Raw genomic sequence first — 18,079 nt, 5'->3', positions numbered from 1 at the left:
TCTATCTTTTGAGAGCTATAGTGAAGAGCAAGAGATAACTGGTTCTGTGAATATCATCAGCTATGTATAAACAAATCGTTGTGGTCGGGATGACGATACTGCTGCTCCTCGCGCCATTCGCCGGCGTGGCAGGTGCAGCGTTATCATCTTCGGCGGAAACGGGGTCTCCCGCACTCTCAGTTTCATCACCAACTGACCCGGAACTTCCAGAAGACCAAGTACATGGATCAGGTCATGAAAACGTCTCTATCTGGGATCGCTCCGTTCTTCCGCTCCGGACAGACCTGGATGCAGCAGAATACACCGTTCGCAACCAAGGGTTCCAAATTAGTCCACCAGATAACAGCGGGCCTCACCCCGCTGATCGTCAGATTCTTGGCATGTTCAATACGTCGGAAAACATCCGGCTGGACTTTGAGGACAAGGATGGTGTATCAACAGAGAACTTGAGTAAAGAGCCAGCGACAGTAATAGTTGGACAGGCGGAACCATCCGCAGACCTCGCCAACTTCGAGATTCCATCTTCACTTAGTGAGGAAGAACTCGAGGCGCTCAACGAGAATATGAGCTTCGAGGAGGTCGCTGATACAAGCTTTGACAAGAATGGTGAACTGTCCTCGATTGAGTATGAAACGGATGAGGCTGGCCAGTACGTCGCAATCGTTTCGACTGGGGATACAGACAGTTCGTTACTCAATAACAACGAGTTGGATCCACAGGGTGATTCGACGATCGTCGGTGTTGAAGGATTCCTCGTTCACAGTGATTCCTCTACCGTTGATGCACCGTCTGAGATCGAACCCGGCGAGAATGCAACGTTCGAGGCGGAAACTGGACTCGAAGGCGACGATATCGCACACGGAGTCGTCCTCTACGACGAAGACGAGTTCACGAATACGGATACGGTTATTAACGCGACCACTGAGCCGAGTTCGGAGTTCTCCATGGATGATATCGTCATCGAACGTGATGTCGTTGGATTGAACGGAGTCTTTTCATTCCAAAACGAAACGGACCACCAACGAACTACGGGTGAGACAGAACTCGAGCAACTCCGTGATGAGTTGCACGCGATGCTGGACATAGGTGGAGATGTGACGTTGACTGACGACGTCGAGACGAAGGCAGGCGATACATACCTCACTGGTTCTATGACGGCGATCCAGACTGATGAGCCAAAGGCAAACCTGACAGTTGAAACGTACGGCAACTGGAGCGAACATGACGATTATCGCTGGATCCACGTCGCAGCCGATTCCGACGGCGAGTTCGAGACATCGACCGATGTGATGGAACTTGCAGACGAGGACGATGATACAGGCGGGCCCGGAATACCTAGCCCTGGTCCACCAGAGGAACCAGATTACCGAGTGAGCGATGCAACGCTGAGTGACGCGAAGATCGCACCCGGCGACTCATTTGAAGTCTCTGCGAAACTCCAGAACGTCGGTGAAGGTACTGGACCGTTCATCGCTGAGTTACTCGTCGATGGCGAGGTCGTCGACGACCAGATCGTACGTGTTGGACCTGGCGAAAAAGACACGATCACGTTCACGCACTCGTTCAACGAAGCTGGCGAGTATGAAATCGCAATCAACGACGCCGTTGCCGGCACGGTCACTGTTGGAGACAAAGAAGACGAGACTGAAGCAACGTTCGACGTAACGGATGCAACGCTAAGCGACACTGAGATCGAAATCGGTGATTCAGTCGACGCCTCGGCGACTGTCACGAACACCGGCGACGAAACGGGCACGTTCACAGCTGAGTTACTCGTCGACGGCGAGGTCGTTGACGAGGAGACCGTCCAAATCTTCGCTGGCGACGAGACGACCGTTGAGTTCACCAAACAGTTCGACGAAGCGGGCGAATACGAAATCGCAATCAACGACGCCGATGCGGGCACACTCACTGTGATCGAACCGGGCGAAGACGACGATAGTGCCTTCCCGATCCCTGGCTTCGGGCCTCTAGCTGCACTCCTCGCTATCGCGATTTCCCTGTTCGCGATCCGGTTCCTCCCCGCGCAAAACTGAACTCCCAACCGACGTGAACACGCCAACCACGTCTTCGGCAATCTACATTCAGTCGGATCCGATGGCGGGTAACAGAACATCTTCAATCTAGCCCTCCCATGAACGCAGACGAACCCACGACCCAACGATCGAACCCCTCGGCAGACCGACGATCTCGATCAGACACGTTACCTGAACCGGTCATCACCGGCAATTCCCTTTCGAAAGTCTACACGCGCGGCACACCCACGAGTAGTTCAAAGATTCTTCCGTGGCGGTCAACAGACGATGATCGACCGACGGTAACGGCTCTCGAGGAGGTCTCTATCTCCATCCGCCCAGGTGAGATTGTTGGACTCGCCGGTCCCAGTGGTAGTGGAAAGTCGACGCTGTTGCATCTGTTAGCGGGACTTGAAGAGCCCAATCAGGGTACAGTGATTTTCGACGGGACCGATCTCGCATCGTTGTCGCCCCGCGCTCTTCGATCGCATCGATTGCACAACGTGGGGATCGTCTTTCAGCGATTCCATCTCCTCGAGGCGTTCTCAGCGCGGACAAACGTTGCGCTTCCGTTGCTCGAGATCGGCGTCTCGAAGCGAGAACGGCGGAACCGGGCGGCGACAGTCCTCGACCGCGTTGGTCTCGGTGACCGTCTCGAACATAAACCGGGACAGCTCAGCGGTGGCGAACAACAACGAGTTGCTATCGCACGGGCACTCATTACCGAACCACCGCTCGTGATCGCTGATGAACCGACCGGAGAGCTCGATAGGGAAGCTGGCAGTCGAGTGCTTGACGAACTCAAGACAGTAGCCACAGATCGAGCAGTCGTGGTAGCGTCGCACGACCGACAAACGCTGGAGGCGGCGGACAGAGTGATTCGTCTTCGAGACGGCCAGCGATATGATGTCGAACGAGCAGAAGTGGGTGCCAAACCGGAGTAATGGCGCCGAACGATCCCAGCGACACAACGTCGCCAACAAATGTAACGGGGACAGTCAGACGGCTTCGTCGGTGGCGTGGACGAATCGGCCTTGCATGGAAATGGGTCCGTTCACAAGGCCTTGAGACGGCGCCAAAGCGAACATGGATGAGCGTCATCGGTGTCGCAATGGCAATCGCGTTGTTGGTGAGTGTGACCGGTCTTGCCGTCGGCATTGCGTCGCCTATGACTGGCGCTGGCAGCGACAGCGAGTACTGGATCGTTCCAGAATCGGAGAGCGACAGTTCGGCGCTTGTAGCAGCAGGGGACCCACAGTTCGGGAGCGTCCATACCGCGAACGACCGACTGCTCGAGTACGAACACGTTGAGTCCTCAACGCCACTGTTGATGCAAGTGGTGCAGATAGAATCCGACTCGGGTGCTTCTGAGTATGTCGTAGCCCTCGGTGTTATTCCGGATTCAGCTAGCGAGTCAGTAATGGGACTGTCGACTGCAGCGATGACGCCTGGCGACCCCTACTACGAAAACGGGAGCTACAATGGGACAGCAACCGACGAAGTCGTTCTATCGAATGGCGCTGCGACATTGCTCGAGGCCGAAGAGGGATCCGACGTGTCGGTATCCGGTGGTGGGGGGGCGCAGTCGTTCACCACTATCGATGTCGACGAGGGAGACGCGGGGAGTGTCCTTGGTACGACACCGATCGCGGTAATGCAACTGAGCGAACTGCAGACACTTACCGGGGCAGCTGAACACGATCAAGCGGATCAGTTCCTCGTCCAAACGAGTTCTCCATCGGCCGCAGACGATTTTGAGGGACTCTATGACGAGGCAGAAGTGTACTCGAGTTCTGAAATGACTACGCAGCAGGTGCTCGACTCCGACCTCGCACTGGCGTTGAGCCTGACGGCAATACTCGTCTCGATTTTCGTGGGGACGCTGTTTATCGGAACGACGATGGTTTTCGAACTGATCGGGAACCGTTCGCAGTTGGCATCACTGCATGCGATGGGGATCGGACTTCGGTCTCAACTAACGATGTATGCGCTTCAGACCATCATCGTAACGATCATCGGGGGGCTCCTTGGCGGAGTCATCGGACTTCTCGGTATTCGGCTGCTCAATTTCGCGGCTGAACAGATCTCGTCAGTTGGTGCAGTAGCAGTTGGGCATCCGGTATTCCTCGTGTATGGGTTCGCCGTCGCGTTGGTGATCGGCCTCATCACGATACCCTTCCTTGGATTTGCACTCTGGCGGCTCGATATCGGAGGTGAGCGAATCCGTGAGTAATGCGTTTATCCGGCTGCTACGGAAGCTGTGGGCGACTGGTGGGCTCGCGGTAACCCAACTCCGTCACGATCGAACCCGTACAGCTGTGGCCATTGTCGGTATCGCTGTTGCAGTTCTCGCGATGACGTTGCTCGCTGGTGGCGGTCTCGGCGTCATGGAGGTTGGCGAACAGCAATTCGATTCGGCTGACCGTGATCTCTGGGTGACAGGCGGTCCCGTTGGACTGACGCCGGCAGGTGGTGGTGGCTTCGAAAATACGCTTCACGACTCCCACGAAGTAGCCGCGCAGATAGACGACCACGAGGAGGTCAGTAATGCCGTGTCAATGTCGTTTCAGACTGTCTATATCAGCGAGAACGGCACTTCATACGACACGATAATTGGGACAGGCGTCACCGGAGGTGGGGGCGCGGGAGGAGCCGTTTCAATTTCAGACGGGAGGGGCTTTAGCGGGAACGATGACCACTATGCAAACGGATCGTTCGGTGGGGAGATGGGGCACGAAGTCGTCATCGACGAACGAACCGCTGACGCGTACGATCTCTCAATCAACGATACGGTTCACCTCGGGGGAACGACGTCGGCTGCCGACGACAACGAGTTCACCGTCGTCGGGATCTCCTCTACGTTCTCTGAGTTCCTCGGAACGCCGACAGTCACTGTCAGATTGAGCGAACTCCAGACTATTACCGGCTCAACCGGCACCGATCCAGCGTCGATGATCACGATCACGCTCGAGGATGAAGCGAATCCCGAAGCCGTCCAAGCCAATCTTCAAGAGGAATACCCCGAGTACGAGGTACGGACGAATCAGGAGCAACTCGAGTCTGTCGTTGGTGAGCAAGCAACAGTCCTCGTGGGTGCCGGACTGCTCGTCGGCGTTGCGCTCATCACGGGAACAGTGTTGACGGTCAGTATGTTAGCCCTTTTTGTCTACCACCATCGGGCCGAGTTAGCGACACTTACTGCGCTGGGAATTGCTCGTCCAACGATTGCTGGCGTTGTCATCGCTCAAGGGTTCTTCTTAGGGCTAGCTGGCTGGCTCTTCGGTGTTACACTGACGGTGCCGTTCGCCTATCTCTTGAATACTATTGTTGAATCCATTGTTGGGTTTGACGGGTTAGTTATCATCTCTCCGATGGTGATCGCTGGTAGTGGCATTCTTGCTATCGGGATTGGGTCGATTGCAGCACTGGTCGTTGGCTGGCGTCTCCCGTCGACGTCGGACTTGGGTTCGAACCGCTGATAGCTATCGTTTTAGGGACAAGTGCTGGCCTAAGTACAATTCGTACAAAAACCGATATACAAAACGGGTGGAAAGGTTGAGAAATCACTAATCTCGTGGTGGGTTCTAACAAGATTAGGTTGGATATGATCGGTTGTCAGTGAGTACTGCAACCGGAAAATGTTGTTTCGTATGAACCACCTCTGTGTGAGCAGGTAGCATTCGACACGATATAATAGTTAGCTTTGCGGAAACCTCAACTGATCGCTAACTTTCGAGTATCGCTTAAAAGTCACCCGGCCAATAAGTTTAACCATTGGAAATAAGAAGCTTCAGTTGGCGGGTACGGAGTACTGTCGTTGCCGACAGCTTCCCTCCGACGATAGACATTCGTAAACTACCCGCCCAGTTGAAGATCAGTCACATGTCGACCACACCAGCCGACACTCGATCTTTGACTGCCCATCCGATGAGACATCACTAGCGGATAGGGAGCTCCGACGTCGGCACACCTCCGACGTCTTCTAAATAGAAAATATCTGAGTAAATGTTAGTATCATAGGGGACGTAGTGAGGTCTGTATTGTTATCAGTATTCTCCAAAAGGTATAACCAACAGTGGTAAATAAGTTGGCGCTGAATCATAAAATGGGACGGAACAGGGGACGATCAGAGTGCACGCACGCTCGAATCGTTACTGACGATCACCAGCGTCAATTCTTCCGTCCCATTTTATAGGGCGTACCGGCAGGTACGAGCTCTGAGTTTAAACCCATTCAAACAATCACTTCGACAAGATAATTCACTCCACGGTAACGCTTTTCGCCAGATTGCGTGGCTTGTCTATCGACCGTCCAAGTTGATTTGCAGTCCAGTAGGCCACCAGTTGCAATTGTACGTTCGCGACGATTGAACTGGTGACAGACGACGATGCCGGCACCTCGAGGACGTGATCAGCGTACCGTTCAACGTTTGACTGACCATCGGTTACGGCGACGACGGGCGTCCCACGAGCTTCGACCTCTTTGATATTGCCGATCGTCTTCTCAGCGAGTCGTCCGTCGCCGGTAACGATCGCAAAGACAGGAGTGTCTGCAGACACCAACGCGAGCGGCCCGTGTTTGAGTTCACCGGCGGCAAAGCCTTCCGCGTGTGTATAGGTGATCTCTTTCATTTTCAAAGCGCCCTCGAGTGCAACAGGGTAGTGATAGCCACGACCGATGAAAAAGTAGGCATCCGAGCCGTGGTACGTCTCAGCTATCTCTCGTGCTGAGGAGGTATCCAACACCGACTGGATCTGATCGGGAACTGCACGGAGCTCCTGGACCAGTTCGCGGGAGCGCTGGCCGCTCAACACTGTCGCAAGCATCGTCAACGCAGCCTGCTGGCTTGCGAAGGTTTTCGTTGCAGCGACGCTGATCTCGGGGCCAGCACGGATATACAGGACTTCATCCGTCTCACGAGCTGCAGAGCTCCCAACGACGTTTGTTACGGCAACCGTTGTTGCACCGACGCTGTTTGCCTCTCGAAGGGCACGCATTGTATCGGCTGTCTCGCCGCTCTGGGTAACGCCGACGACGACCGACTCCGGATTAATTGGAACTGTATCCAAATTGAACTCGCTCGCCAGAAACGCCTGTGCAGGGATGCCACGCTCCTGGAGTAGCCGCGTACCCACCATCGCAGCGTGATACGACGTTCCACACGCGACAAACGTAACGATTCCATTTGGCTCGAGATTTCCGAGTTCGGAGAGTTTGACGCGCCCAGTGAGTTCATCAAGTCGGCCACGGAAGCACTCTCGAAGTGCTGTGGGTTGTTCGTTGATCTCTTTGAGCATGTAGTGGTCGTACCCGCTTTTCCCCGCATCTTCTGGATCCCAGTTGATCGTCTTGATCGACGTGTCGATTTTGTCACCGTTCTCATCAGTGACAACGAGTTCGGTTGGCGTGAGTCTGGCAAACTGACCGTCCTCGAGATAGATTACCTGATCAGTGTACTCGATGAACGCCGGGACATCACTCCCAAGATAGTATCCATTATCGGCAACGCCGAGGACGAGCGGCGACTCATTGCGCACTGCATACACTGCCTCTCTTCCATCGAAGACGGCAGCGATCGCGTAACTTCCCTCGAGTCGATCGATCGCCGCACGGAACGCAGCCTCATGGTCGAGCCCTTCGTCGCGATACTGGGCGATCAGATGCGGAACAACCTCTGTGTCGGTGTCACTCTGGAACTCGATTCCAGCATCCGTTAGATCGTCACGCAGCTGTTGATAGTTCTCGATGATGCCGTTATGGACGACAGCAACCTGTCCGTCCGTATCTGTATGTGGATGTGAATTAACGTCAGAAGGTGGTCCATGGGTACTCCAGCGAGTATGGCCGATCCCGAGTGTTTCACCGCCGAATCGATCCATCGGAAGGGCAGATTTCAGTGCCGAAAGTTCACCCTCACGTTTGTGGACATCGATTCCTCCATCTGCCAATGCAACACCTGCCGAATCATACCCACGGTATTCGAGCTGTGACAGCCCACCAAGCAAGACCTCGAGGGCATCGTCACCGCGTTCGGTCCCGACGTAACCGATGATGCCACACATTAGGCACGCACCTCTATATCGTTTTCAATTGTCCCATCGACAGTCGAGCCAGCGTGAATAATCGCATCAGCACCGACGATCGTTCCTGGAGCGTAAGTGACGCCACCTTCGTCATGAACTCGATCGGCGAGTACAGCTCCAAGCTGTTCGTTTCGGTGGACTCGATTGCCGACTTCAACATCTCCGGGACCGCCAACAACGGTTGATGCTGGGCCGACGTGTACGCCCCGGCCAGTTACACAATCTATCAACGTTGCGTTTGTCCCGATACGAGTATCGGCATCGATGACGGAATGTCTGACCGCTGCGTTCGCCTCGACTGTAACGTTCTCACCAAGGCAAACATTCGGTCCCACAACGGCGCCTGGTCCGATGACGCAGTCTGGCTCAACGACGACCGGTTCGATAATCGTCGCATCATCATGTACTGATGCGCTGGGTGCGATCTGGCTCTCAACTTCATTGCGGCTCTCGAAAAGATCGTCCGCTATCTCGAGGAGGTCCCACGGGTACGTTGCATCGACCCAGACACCATCAGAGACAACGCTTTGGACAGTCGCCCCCTCCTCAATGAGAGTTGCGAGGCCATCAACAAGTGAGTGCTCTCCTGCCTGTGAATCAGTCGTTCGGATAGCATCGACAATCTTCGGCTCAAACACGTAGACACCTGCATTGAGGTGGTAATTTCGGTCGTCATGTGGCTTCTCAATAATTTCAGTGACGTAGCCATCGTCGGTCCGCAAAACGCCGCCGTACTTTGTGACGTCCGACTGTTGAACGAGTCCAAGCGTTGCGCTTGCTGAATCGTGGTGCGTAGCGACATCACGAATGATTTGCTTGTCAATAAGCTGGTCGCCGTAGACCACGAGCGTTGGCTCGTCAATTTCGGATTCAGCCATGAGCAGCGCGTGCCCGCTACCGAGCTGTTTGTCCTGAATCACATATGTGAGTGGAACATTACGATAGGTAGGCCCGAAATGAGATTGAACCCGATTTCGTTGGTAACCAACAACGACAGTGATGTCGGTTACGCCTGCATCAATTAACTCGTCGAAAACGTGCTCGAGAATCGGTTTTGGGCCGGCAGAAAGCATTGGCTTTGGCCGGTTTGTTGTCAGTGGTCGAAGCCGCTGACCTTCGCCAGCTGCAAGAACTATTGCAGAACTGATATCCATAGTGGGTAACAGTAATAGATATAGGTTATTCTTTCGGAGAAACTATACCTGCTTGATGTGACATCCTCCCCGCTGTGAACGGCGGGATCTCCCCTTGAAAAAGATAGGGTGAAAATAGTGAACTGCCTTGGGGATCAAGCCCCGACGCACTCGGCTTGTTCCGCCTATAGAAACACATTCAGCACATTGGGGGGCGTTGTCTATAGGGAGAGCAGACGCCCCCTGTGAACTACCCCTGTCTACTCGCCGTCTTTGGCGGCTCCTTGAGGCAGGGGCTTCCTGCTTCAACGACGCGACTTACACAATACAGTCGGAGTTGGAGCGCCAAGAACAGGATGCCATCGTCGAACTCCATCATGTCCATCTCCCACACTTAGCTAATGCTGGGTTCATCGAGTGGGACCAAGAAAGCAAGAGAATCATAAGAGGCCCTCAATTCGAGGATCTCCACCCGCATCTCGTTATGCTCCGCGAGCAGTCGTAATCGTGATTGTGGACTCATCTCCAATTTCGACAGTCACAGTGTATCCAGCGTATGGAAATTCAACTGTTCCGATTCGGTGATCAGCGAAGAGCGCCTCGAGTGCATCCGGATCGATGGCGTCAAACAATGGTGGAAGCTCAAGTGGGTCGGTATTTTCGAGAGTTGCTATGCGGTCTATGATTTGTTCGCTTAGTGTAGTGTTCTCACCCAGGAGACACCGAGTCATGGTATCGTAGGCCACGGCATCTTAGTAATACTTTTCGAAATTTTGTAACCGACAGTAATTGGATGTGAGTGTAATTCACTTAGAGTTCGGGTGCCACACCATATGTTCTATCTAATTTTCCATTGCTGTTCGAAGGCCCACCACTCTATTTCTGGACATAGGTCTAATCAAACCTCCGTGTATCTCTCTCTAATGGACACACATAGATTGCACCCACAGAAATACTGAAGATGTCATGGTTGGTATGGGCAACCATGTCACCAGAAATCACACTCGAGCCAGTAGAAGACATTCCTACTGACTCTTGAGTATGCCACTACGACGAACTCAGCGAGGGTACAAAAGAAAAAATCCCCGTACTCACGGAGTCTAATGACCTTCCTGTCGATTGTTCAATTGCAGCTGGGCTTCGAGAGTGTGACCTCGTGAAGTACACGGACTACTACGAGATCACGATCAGCTAATCGACGTATTGCTCCACCCACTCACGTCGTTCCTTGATTGCTTCTTCCCCATCCTCGGCAATTGCGTAGTAGTTCGTTCGTCTATCAATAGCCCCTTTCTCGACCAGTTCTTTATTGACGAGCGTGTCGAGATTCGGATACAGCCGTCCATGATTGATCTCACTACTGTAGTACATCTCGACTTCCTCTTTGACTTCTTGACCAGACGGTTGGTCTGCTCCTGCAATCACGTACAGTAGGTCTCGCTGGAATCCTGTGAGGTCGTTCATCTCACTGAAGACTCCATCAGTCGTGGTATTTGTTATCTATCCCGTATTCTGCTGTAAGTAGTGATAAATGGTATTTCTTTATAAGTTGAACACTGTGAACCGCTATGGGGCCTGACCCTGAGGAGATTCACCATTGGTATAATACGTTCATCCGATGTGGCGGATTAGCTGTGAAAATATATCCAGGCTAGACGTGTAACGTCTGGACTCGATCTTCGATCCACTCTAGTACGGCAAAGAGGACATCCAAGTGATGGTCAGACTCGAGTGAGGACGGCTCTACATTTGCGGATGCATCTGGTGGCGGATGATAGTGTTCCCGGGGTGCCTCTGGTTTAGGATGTCGATCCCATCGGCATTGCCAGGTCTCGTCTTCAGAGATCTCGAGATAGTGGACTGTGTAGTCGCCTCCGACAAACCACCGGATGTCGATCCGAACCTCATGTACTACCGAGGGATACTGTGTTTTGTCTAATTGTAGCTCAAGAACACGCGGAGAAATTGCATCAGGTCGGAACCCCCAAGTTGAAACAAGCGGATGCGTTGCTGCACGCTGTGCGAGTACTTCGAGCGTCGGAACATCAAGAGGACCGCTTGGCGTTTCGTCTCGCCCCGTCACGTCTTTGACTGGATACGACCATTATTTGATGACTCGGCGCGTTGAACAGCTCGTTTCAAGATCGTAATGTCTCGACGAATCGTCCGCCATTCTGTAAGGTCGTCCCACCGGTCGTGAAGCGCTTCGTGATCTTCGACAGGATCATCAGAGACGACGACAGCATCCGGATCTGGGACCCCATACATTTCCTGAAGGTCCCGGTCTGCTTCAATAAGTTCTGCCAAACGCGAACGGAGCTCACCTGCACTGTGTTCGTGTGCAAGTGTTTCAACACGCTTCCACTGAAAGTACGATGGATTACGCTGATACTGAGCTGGTCGGGTTCCCGTTCGTTCCGCAATCCCCATCTCAACGAGTTGTTCAAGTGCCTGCCGAGCACCGGTCTCGGAACAGCGAGCCCATTCTGCGAACTGTTGTGCAGAAACGGGATCGGTAGTACCGACGAGGATGTCGTAGACACGCTGAAACGTCGTCCGATCCGCATCCCACTGTTTTGACGGATCGTTTGGGGGGTCTGATTGTTTTGTCATAATTCCTTCTTCGAGAACGTAGGCCATATATCTTTTCTAAAGCACAGGTATATGATCTCAGTATTCTTCAGTTTGTGCCGACCATCTCCTCGGCGACGTCATGATTTCCTGAGCAGTCAAACTAATGCACTCCAGGCGATAGAGGATTCCCTCCGGTTCGTCACCTTTCCACGCAGCGAGATGAATCGCCTCGGACTCAAATGGTTCGGAAGGCTAAAGGCCGTTTGTCATTAAACGAGAGCGAAAATCTCTCGGACGACCCCAAGACACTCGGTCTGCTCCTCCTGTAGATCTTGTATCCAAACTGCTATTCGTAGTAGTCCTCACGCTCAACGACTTCGCCGAAACCGACGTTCTTAGAGACATCCGTGATCTCAATTCTCACGCGCTCGTTCGGTTCAGTATCAGGGACGATAACAACGTAGCCCCTCTCGACACGAGCGATACCATCACCTTGCTCACCGAGATCCTCGATATCGACAGTACGCTGTTCCCCTTTCTCGACAGGGGGCTCTTGATCAGGTTGGGTTCGCCTTTGAGCTGAGTGATCTGACTTCTTTGCTACTGAATCAGATCGGTCCTGTCTTTGAATCTGATCTTCTGACTTTGTTGTCTCAGTCTGCATTATCGCTGCACGATAGACCTGATCTGGTTGAATCTGGCCCTTAGATACTTCACGTGCCGGAATTTCGATAACGTAGTTTCCGTCTTTTTCTCTTAACTCTGCGCTAAATAAGCATAGCAAGTCATCTGAAATCTCCATTATAAAATCCTCGTACCGGTTAATGCTGATCAAGAAGGCTTTATTCTATCGGTGACGTCCTCCGCGCTCTTCTGGTCGAGACTTCCTGAGAAACAAGGAGAAAGCTCCGGCCTTTAGAGCACGGAGGATCTCAAGCCTGAGATCGGACCGCCGTTTCGCTCGATCAGTCCTCGTCGGGATCGATATTGACGTTCTGGCTCAGGACGTTGCCGGGATCGTACTCGGCTTTGACCTCGGCGAGGCGGTCATAGTTGTCGTCGTAGACCTGCATCGTCCAGTCCTCCCAGTTTCGTTCTTCGACGCCCGTGAAACCGCTGTAGGCGCCTTCCGCACCTCTCCGACGAAGTTCACGTTCGGTCTGAGCAGCCCAGTTGAGAGTTGGCTGGTTTTCGAAATCTTCCCAGTTCCCCTCGATCGTGATCATGTACTGTTTGTCCGCCCACGCGTATGCGGCGTCGGGTCCGTTGCCGATGTTGCCGCCGAGAGACCAGACACCGATCGCGGCCATCGGCGTGGGCGCTGCTTCCGTCCGCTCGAGTACGAGATCCCGAATCTCGTCGGTGATTTCGTCGACGAAGACCGAGCGATGGGTGTACTTGCGACCCCACGGATACATCTGCGTGCCGAGGTCGTGGAGCGCCTCGTAGGGCATCACGTCGCTCATATCGATGAGCGGCTCCGCGATGTTACGGAGCGGTTCGACTATCTCGGCGCCCACTTCGGGATCGCCTGCATAGCAACCGAGAATGCAGACTGCATCCTCGCCGGCAATATCGTCTGGAATCGGCGGAAGTCCGGGGACGTGGCCGCTAATGAGCATCGTGGTCAGTTCTTCAGGCGCTTCGCTCATCACTTGCCGATAGGTTTCCACGACTGAGTCGGCCGCAGCAGCGGGATAGAAGACGCCGAGTCCCTGTACCATCGGCCCGACTTTGTACAGTTCGAACTCGAAACTCGTGACAATACCGAAGTTCCCGCCTCCGCCGCGGATGGCCCAGAATAGATCTTCGTTCTCGTCCGGACTGGCCGTCCGGAGTTCGCCGTCGGGTGTGACGATCTCGACACTGCGAAGCGCCTCAATACTGAGGCCGTGCTTGCGACGGATCCAGCCGATGCCCCCGCCGAGGGTCGAACCGGGGATACCTACGCTGCCAGCGCTCCCGGTCGGTGTGGCGAGACCGTGTTCCTGTGTCTCCGCGAGTACGTCTTCGGCACGGGTGCCAGGTTCGACGTGGGCGGTCTGTCTCTCGGGATCGACCTGAATGCTGTCGAGGTCCTCGAGGTCAATGACGAGTCCGTTGTCGACGACGGCGCTGCCGGTCTGGTGGTGGGCGCCGCCGCGAACGGCGAGTTCGAGGTCAGTGTTGCGAGCGAATCGAACGGCGCTGGCGACATCGGTCGCATCGGCGACGCGTACTACAACGGCGGGATACTCGTTGATAAGCCCATTCCAGACATTGCGCGCGTCGTCGTACTCTTCGCTGTCGGGGAGAATGAGATCGCCGCGGAGGTTTTCGTCGAGCTCTCGAAGCCGCTGTTCGCCGAGTTCAGCTACAGTTCCGAGCGGATGCTTGTGCGAAGTCATTGCGTACGGTTATCACCAGAAATCCTCAAAAGATAAAATTAAAGCTCAGTGACCTATGTTCTGCATGTAATTTTAAGAGATCATCGGAAATCGCTAAACTCTGTCGGGATTCGTAACTGAGACTGAACGGTTTTCTGGAGGGTGCTCGCTCGAGTGTTGGCAGGCCACAATTCGAGATCTGGTATCGGGGTTGATTGAGGACCCGAGCCGATGGGGCGACCCAGATGATCCGGTCTGTGGCTGCTGGCTCCAGCTGACCGACCACGTGCACCCCGATCTCGAGCAACTGGTCGACCACTGGGAGTGGGTCGAGTGGTGGATCCCGATTCTGGAGAATGTCCCCGAAAGTGGATCCGGAATTTCGAATAGCGAGAAACTGATCCAATCTGTCTCTATGGGCTCGAGACATATCGTCCAGCAACCACTTCCGATAGTCAACTCCAGCGAAATGCGAGCATGACACGATTCAGGGTCCAACGTGACATCCCCCTTCTAGTAAACGGCGAGGCTTCCCGTGAATGGGGAATACCGGTTAGTCGTCTCCAGGACCTTTGGCTCTCGCGGACTCCACGAGATCTGTGTTATGTGAACGCTGGTGGAGATTTCGACTCTTCGGAAGCCGTGAGCGTCATCTGCACTGGTGGGCTCATACCAGCGGAGACGCTAAACTAACGAGACTGAATTAGTACTCATCGACTGCCCCACTGTCTCGACCGGATCGAGACGACAGCGACAACAATCTCAGTTTAGCAGCTACTGATCTCTAACGGATAGCTCAGCGATCGCGTTAGTAGCTGCTACTAACGATAGAGCGATGTTTCAGTGCGCGCGAGCAGAGTGGATGCTATTCGGGGTTCCGCAATCCTATAGTTAATATATTCTAATGAATACGATACACACCAGACTTATAAATGGGCGATTTTAGACGTCGGACCCCTCGTCCCCAAAGGTTTATTGTCCGAGAAAATCGCAAGACTTCGCATTGTCAGTTATTATAATATTTCACTGACAGAGCACGCTCTGGGAAAATTATAAGTACCGTCACGGCGGCACGCCAAATGCAGTCTGACACGCGTACTGCGGCTAAGCTGAGTCGATATCAGACAAAGCCGCAAGGACGCGGTCACCGTGTGCCAGCACGGTGACCGCGGCCTCACGATGCGGGTGTCAGTGCAAAGCTATTACACAATGGTACCCGCAATACAACGTACGAGTTGTCTCTCTGTTAAAGACAGCGACTACAGCGGCAGTGAAGAACAGTCTACTAACACCAAAGAGGATCCAACTATCGACTGGCAGTATCACAATGGGTCTCTCCCAACTGATGGTGGTATCGTCCCCTCTCTCGGACTTACTACCAGTCGGATAGTCGCCGAACGATGCAGCATTGAGTGCGTGATCAAACACGAAGCGAACACAAGCAGTGCCAATTCAGGTACCAATAGTCCGACTCACACCACGATCACGAGGTGGTCGTGATGTCGGAAGACAGTACCAGTCGACCGACTAACGGCGGTATTCAGTTCGAGCGCGAGTGGGCAATGCCGAACAGCGCAACGTTCGATATCAATCCAATCAGTGATCTGGTCACTGAAGAGCGTCACCGATCGAAGGGTCTGTGGGTCGATCCGTATTCTGGCGGAGCGACCATCGCCGACGTGACAAACGACCTCAACCCCGAAATCGAGTCGGATTACACGATGAAGGCACTCGATTTCCTCGAGCAGTTCGACGATAACGAGATAGACGGTGGAGTGCTATTCGATCCACCGTATTCGCCACGACAAATCAAAGAGGTCTATGATTCGATCGGACTCGAGACATCAATGGAAACGACGCAGGCCACATTCTGGTCAGACGTAAAAGACGAGATAGAGCGCATCTGCTCGAGCGGTGCAACGGTTATCTCATTTGGGTGGAACAGCGGTGGAATCGGCAAGACTCGAGGGTTTGAGATACGACGAATCCTACTGGTGCCCCATGGCGGCCGCCACAACGACACGCTCGTCACCGTTGAGGACCGGGTTGCAAGAGAGTTATCCGAGTTTGGGTTCCTGTAGAGTCAAAAGGGAGACACAGCCTCTTGTTACCGAGAGGTCAGTTAGAGAGTTGGTTCCTGAAGTCCTCGATTAGTTCAATTGCGGCCTCAGTCTCGTTCGTTGTGTTCCTATCACTGTTCAGTGGCAGGTCGTAGACAGTGATCTCTGCACGCTCGAGATCGGTCAGCAGTCCCGCTTGACTCTCGAGATTGAGAATCCCGCCAGCAAAAATGACGATTGCGCGATGTTCGTTGACATCCAGATATTGGACCTCAAGCCGATCCAGTATGGCTGTAACGTCAATCGACGAGGTGAATGTATACTGTTGAGAGACGTCGACAGACTTGCTCATATCTCTCGACTCAACACGGAATAGTATAGAACCTTGCTCCACTTCGCAGATTGAGTTGTGGTCTATGACCCCCTCAGTGCATGACCTCGAGCGACACACTATGTACTGATTTGTCCCTCCCGAATCGTCACTAGATCTCGAGCGAGTCGTCCAGCGTCAGCTCCGGCAGACGTCCCATCGTCTATCGAAATAACGATCACACCCGGCGCGGGATAACACGGCGCTTGGTCACCCTCGTTGAACCCGGCATCTTCGGCTGGCGGCAGTTGGATCTGGTAGCCGTTGCCGGCGATCTGTACCGTGGCATCCATCGCCCGATGCACACTCGAGGTATCCCGTGCAGCGGCGACCACCAGTTCCGACACGTCGGCCATTGGGACTGCCCCGAGATCGACGACCAGTAGGAGGTGATCGAACGCGTACACACGGACGTCCGCAAGCGAGGTTGCCTCTCCTTCTGCGTTCTCGTCGACGAGCCCCGACGCTCGAGCGGGGTTCGTAACCTGCAAGGCGAGCCCCGCAGCGCCGGAAGACTTGATCCGGTTGGCCATGTCGTTAGCACTAAGTACTAACCAAATAGCCTTTTCGACCTGCTGTCCCGCCTATTTCGCGACTCTCGAGCGCTTGATGTACGGAACGTGACGAAGCAGACACTCTCGACCGACGAGCACCGGGCATGTATCTCCACGGGGAGGCGAACGTCGATTGCGTCAACGCCACGTCCCGAGATGTGACAGGATTCGGCTAGCGAACACTATGAGTGCACAGATACACTATCGGTGTACGAAAGAAAGGGGTTCGTGATGGCAAGAGAGTAAAGAACTCTCGACTACGACGCAGTCGTTACTCCTATCAATACCGTGGAAGCTTGAAGCTATCATTTGGTTTGAAGACTTCGAAAGTGACGTGACATATGAATTGTCTCGAGAACATATACAGACTGTAATTCACAAACATACCGCGAAGTGCTTGATCAGAAAATGGAATATAGCATAATAGAAGACGGTTGAAATAAGCCATTCAAAAAGAATCTAGTAGTTTCTAAGTAAATAAGCAGTATCTATTTGAGGAGAAGAAATACTTGAGATACACTTATATAAAATTGATTCGCCATATTTCTCACCATATCTAAATATACCGATATATGGCTCTCAACCGTCTTCTTGTCGAGTCTATACGCATTTTTCCATCTCCCCCATATGTCATTTTTCTACGCTCCATTATTAACTTATGTAAAATTTTAGTTCTGTTGTTGAATAAGTGTATTAATTTTATCGAGTTTCTAGACGATCTACCGGACTCCCCGGGGCGACTGTTTAAGTGAAGTCAACTACAAGCAGTCATTCAAGAAGATAGGTACAAAGCAATACCGCCAACTGGTCGATAGTTACCGCACCGGGGCGTTACCTCGCCCCGAGAACCCCTCACGCAGTTCTTTGTGCATCAGCTATCGATTTAAGTTTTCCGCTCACAGAGCGGCGGCGCTGTCCTACTTG

15 protein-coding genes are annotated in these 18,079 nt (G+C 53.4%); 6 read left to right on the top strand and 9 right to left on the bottom strand.

Translation table 11 applies throughout. The features are described 5' to 3' along the window. Window positions 1–62: 62 nt before the first annotated feature. The 4 genes from NATTI_RS0121225 (at window position 63) to NATTI_RS0121205 (ending at window position 5,494) form a co-directional block, all read left to right on the top strand. Window positions 63–2,036 (top strand): CARDB domain-containing protein, encoded by a 1,974-nt coding sequence (locus NATTI_RS0121225; protein WP_241434405.1) that lies wholly within the window; start codon window positions 63–65, stop codon window positions 2,034–2,036. A gap of 98 nt (window positions 2,037–2,134) precedes the next feature. After that, window positions 2,135–2,959 (top strand): ATP-binding cassette domain-containing protein, encoded by an 825-nt coding sequence (locus NATTI_RS25685; protein WP_019992110.1) that lies wholly within the window; start codon window positions 2,135–2,137, stop codon window positions 2,957–2,959. Next, on the top strand, window positions 2,959–4,248 hold the full coding sequence (locus NATTI_RS0121210) for an FtsX-like permease family protein (protein ID WP_241434404.1): 1,290 nt from the start codon (window positions 2,959–2,961) through the stop codon (window positions 4,246–4,248). The genes NATTI_RS25685 and NATTI_RS0121210 overlap by 1 nt, the downstream gene beginning before the upstream one ends. An 85-nt stretch (window positions 4,249–4,333) precedes the next feature. After that, on the top strand, window positions 4,334–5,494 hold the full coding sequence (locus NATTI_RS0121205) for an ABC transporter permease (RefSeq protein WP_006092121.1): 1,161 nt from the start codon (window positions 4,334–4,336) through the stop codon (window positions 5,492–5,494). A 780-nt stretch (window positions 5,495–6,274) separates the two neighbouring features. Here the strand turns inward: NATTI_RS0121205 and glmS are convergent. Beyond that, a complete protein-coding gene (gene glmS, locus NATTI_RS0121200) occupies window positions 6,275–8,077 on the bottom strand; it encodes a glutamine--fructose-6-phosphate transaminase (isomerizing) (RefSeq protein WP_006092120.1) in 1,803 nt (600 codons plus the stop codon). Then, the gene (locus NATTI_RS0121195) at window positions 8,077–9,252 is read right to left on the bottom strand and encodes a sugar phosphate nucleotidyltransferase (protein ID WP_027119255.1); all 1,176 of its coding nucleotides are present in this window, start codon (window positions 9,250–9,252) and stop codon (window positions 8,077–8,079) included. Before NATTI_RS0121195 ends, glmS begins: the two co-directional genes overlap by 1 nt. 127 nt (window positions 9,253–9,379) lie before the next feature. On the opposite strand from NATTI_RS0121195, the gene NATTI_RS27675 reads away from it, so the two are divergent. Continuing rightward, entirely contained in the window at window positions 9,380–9,736 is a 357-nt protein-coding gene (locus tag NATTI_RS27675) for a DUF7344 domain-containing protein (protein ID WP_449289292.1), read from the top strand. On the opposite strand, the gene NATTI_RS25680 is transcribed toward NATTI_RS27675, so the two are convergent. From NATTI_RS25680 to NATTI_RS0121160, 5 genes are all read right to left on the bottom strand, one after another. Continuing rightward, window positions 9,714–9,962 carry a HalOD1 output domain-containing protein gene (locus tag NATTI_RS25680; protein ID WP_081603690.1) on the bottom strand — a complete coding sequence of 83 codons (249 nt, stop codon included), beginning with the start codon at window positions 9,960–9,962 and terminating at the stop codon, window positions 9,714–9,716. The genes NATTI_RS27675 and NATTI_RS25680 overlap by 23 nt on opposite strands. 460 nt (window positions 9,963–10,422) lie before the next feature. After that, window positions 10,423–10,695, bottom strand: a complete 273-nt coding sequence (locus tag NATTI_RS0121180; RefSeq protein ID WP_006092118.1) for a PadR family transcriptional regulator — start codon at window positions 10,693–10,695, stop codon at window positions 10,423–10,425. A gap of 615 nt (window positions 10,696–11,310) precedes the next feature. Next, on the bottom strand, window positions 11,311–11,844 hold the full coding sequence (locus NATTI_RS26835) for a DUF7342 family protein (protein WP_193787798.1): 534 nt from the start codon (window positions 11,842–11,844) through the stop codon (window positions 11,311–11,313). A 307-nt stretch (window positions 11,845–12,151) separates the two neighbouring features. Continuing rightward, the gene (locus tag NATTI_RS0121165) at window positions 12,152–12,607 is read right to left on the bottom strand and encodes a TRAM domain-containing protein (RefSeq protein WP_027119254.1); all 456 of its coding nucleotides are present in this window, start codon (window positions 12,605–12,607) and stop codon (window positions 12,152–12,154) included. 163 nt (window positions 12,608–12,770) lie between these two features. After that, window positions 12,771–14,192, bottom strand: coding sequence for an FAD-binding oxidoreductase (locus NATTI_RS0121160; protein ID WP_006092115.1), 1,422 nt, complete (start codon window positions 14,190–14,192; stop codon window positions 12,771–12,773). Window positions 14,193–15,733: 1,541 nt separating this feature from the next. On the opposite strand from NATTI_RS0121160, the gene NATTI_RS0121150 reads away from it, so the two are divergent. Continuing rightward, window positions 15,734–16,252 (top strand): adenine-specific DNA methylase, encoded by a 519-nt coding sequence (locus NATTI_RS0121150; protein ID WP_241434403.1) that lies wholly within the window; start codon window positions 15,734–15,736, stop codon window positions 16,250–16,252. Window positions 16,253–16,289: 37 nt separating this feature from the next. Here the strand turns inward: NATTI_RS0121150 and NATTI_RS0121145 are convergent, their stop codons facing one another. Then, on the bottom strand, window positions 16,290–16,583 hold the full coding sequence (locus NATTI_RS0121145; RefSeq protein WP_006092112.1) for a hypothetical protein: 294 nt from the start codon (window positions 16,581–16,583) through the stop codon (window positions 16,290–16,292). 98 nt (window positions 16,584–16,681) lie between these two features. Then, window positions 16,682–17,134 carry a hypothetical protein gene (locus NATTI_RS0121140; protein WP_006092111.1) on the bottom strand — a complete coding sequence of 151 codons (453 nt, stop codon included), beginning with the start codon at window positions 17,132–17,134 and terminating at the stop codon, window positions 16,682–16,684. Window positions 17,135–18,079 lie beyond the last annotated feature (945 nt).

Origin of the sequence: Natronorubrum tibetense GA33 (genome assembly GCF_000383975.1) — an archaeon.
GTDB classification, from domain to species: Archaea; Halobacteriota; Halobacteria; order Halobacteriales; family Natrialbaceae; genus Natronorubrum; species Natronorubrum tibetense.
Note: the sequence above shows the minus strand (reverse complement) of the source record. Positions and strands in the feature narration are given on the sequence as shown.

Excerpts from the sequence above, each read along its gene's own strand:
- NATTI_RS25680 (WP_081603690.1), bottom strand. The coding sequence starts at position 9,962 with ATGACTCGGTGTCTCCTGGGTGAGAACACTACACTAAGCGAACAAATC.
- NATTI_RS0121225 (WP_241434405.1), top strand. The coding sequence starts at position 63 with ATGTATAAACAAATCGTTGTGGTCGGGATGACGATACTGCTGCTCCTC.
- glmS (WP_006092120.1), bottom strand. The coding sequence starts at position 8,077 with ATGTGTGGCATCATCGGTTACGTCGGGACCGAACGCGGTGACGATGCC.
- NATTI_RS25685 (WP_019992110.1), top strand. The coding sequence starts at position 2,135 with ATGAACGCAGACGAACCCACGACCCAACGATCGAACCCCTCGGCAGAC.
- NATTI_RS0121165 (WP_027119254.1), bottom strand. The coding sequence starts at position 12,607 with ATGGAGATTTCAGATGACTTGCTATGCTTATTTAGCGCAGAGTTAAGA.
- NATTI_RS0121145 (WP_006092112.1), bottom strand. The coding sequence starts at position 16,583 with ATGAGCAAGTCTGTCGACGTCTCTCAACAGTATACATTCACCTCGTCG.
- NATTI_RS26835 (WP_193787798.1), bottom strand. The coding sequence starts at position 11,844 with ATGACAAAACAATCAGACCCCCCAAACGATCCGTCAAAACAGTGGGAT.
- NATTI_RS0121210 (WP_241434404.1), top strand. The coding sequence starts at position 2,959 with ATGGCGCCGAACGATCCCAGCGACACAACGTCGCCAACAAATGTAACG.
- NATTI_RS0121195 (WP_027119255.1), bottom strand. The coding sequence starts at position 9,252 with ATGGATATCAGTTCTGCAATAGTTCTTGCAGCTGGCGAAGGTCAGCGG.
- NATTI_RS0121160 (WP_006092115.1), bottom strand. The coding sequence starts at position 14,192 with ATGACTTCGCACAAGCATCCGCTCGGAACTGTAGCTGAACTCGGCGAA.
- NATTI_RS0121180 (WP_006092118.1), bottom strand. The coding sequence starts at position 10,695 with ATGAACGACCTCACAGGATTCCAGCGAGACCTACTGTACGTGATTGCA.
- NATTI_RS0121140 (WP_006092111.1), bottom strand. The coding sequence starts at position 17,134 with ATGGCCAACCGGATCAAGTCTTCCGGCGCTGCGGGGCTCGCCTTGCAG.
- NATTI_RS0121150 (WP_241434403.1), top strand. The coding sequence starts at position 15,734 with ATGCCGAACAGCGCAACGTTCGATATCAATCCAATCAGTGATCTGGTC.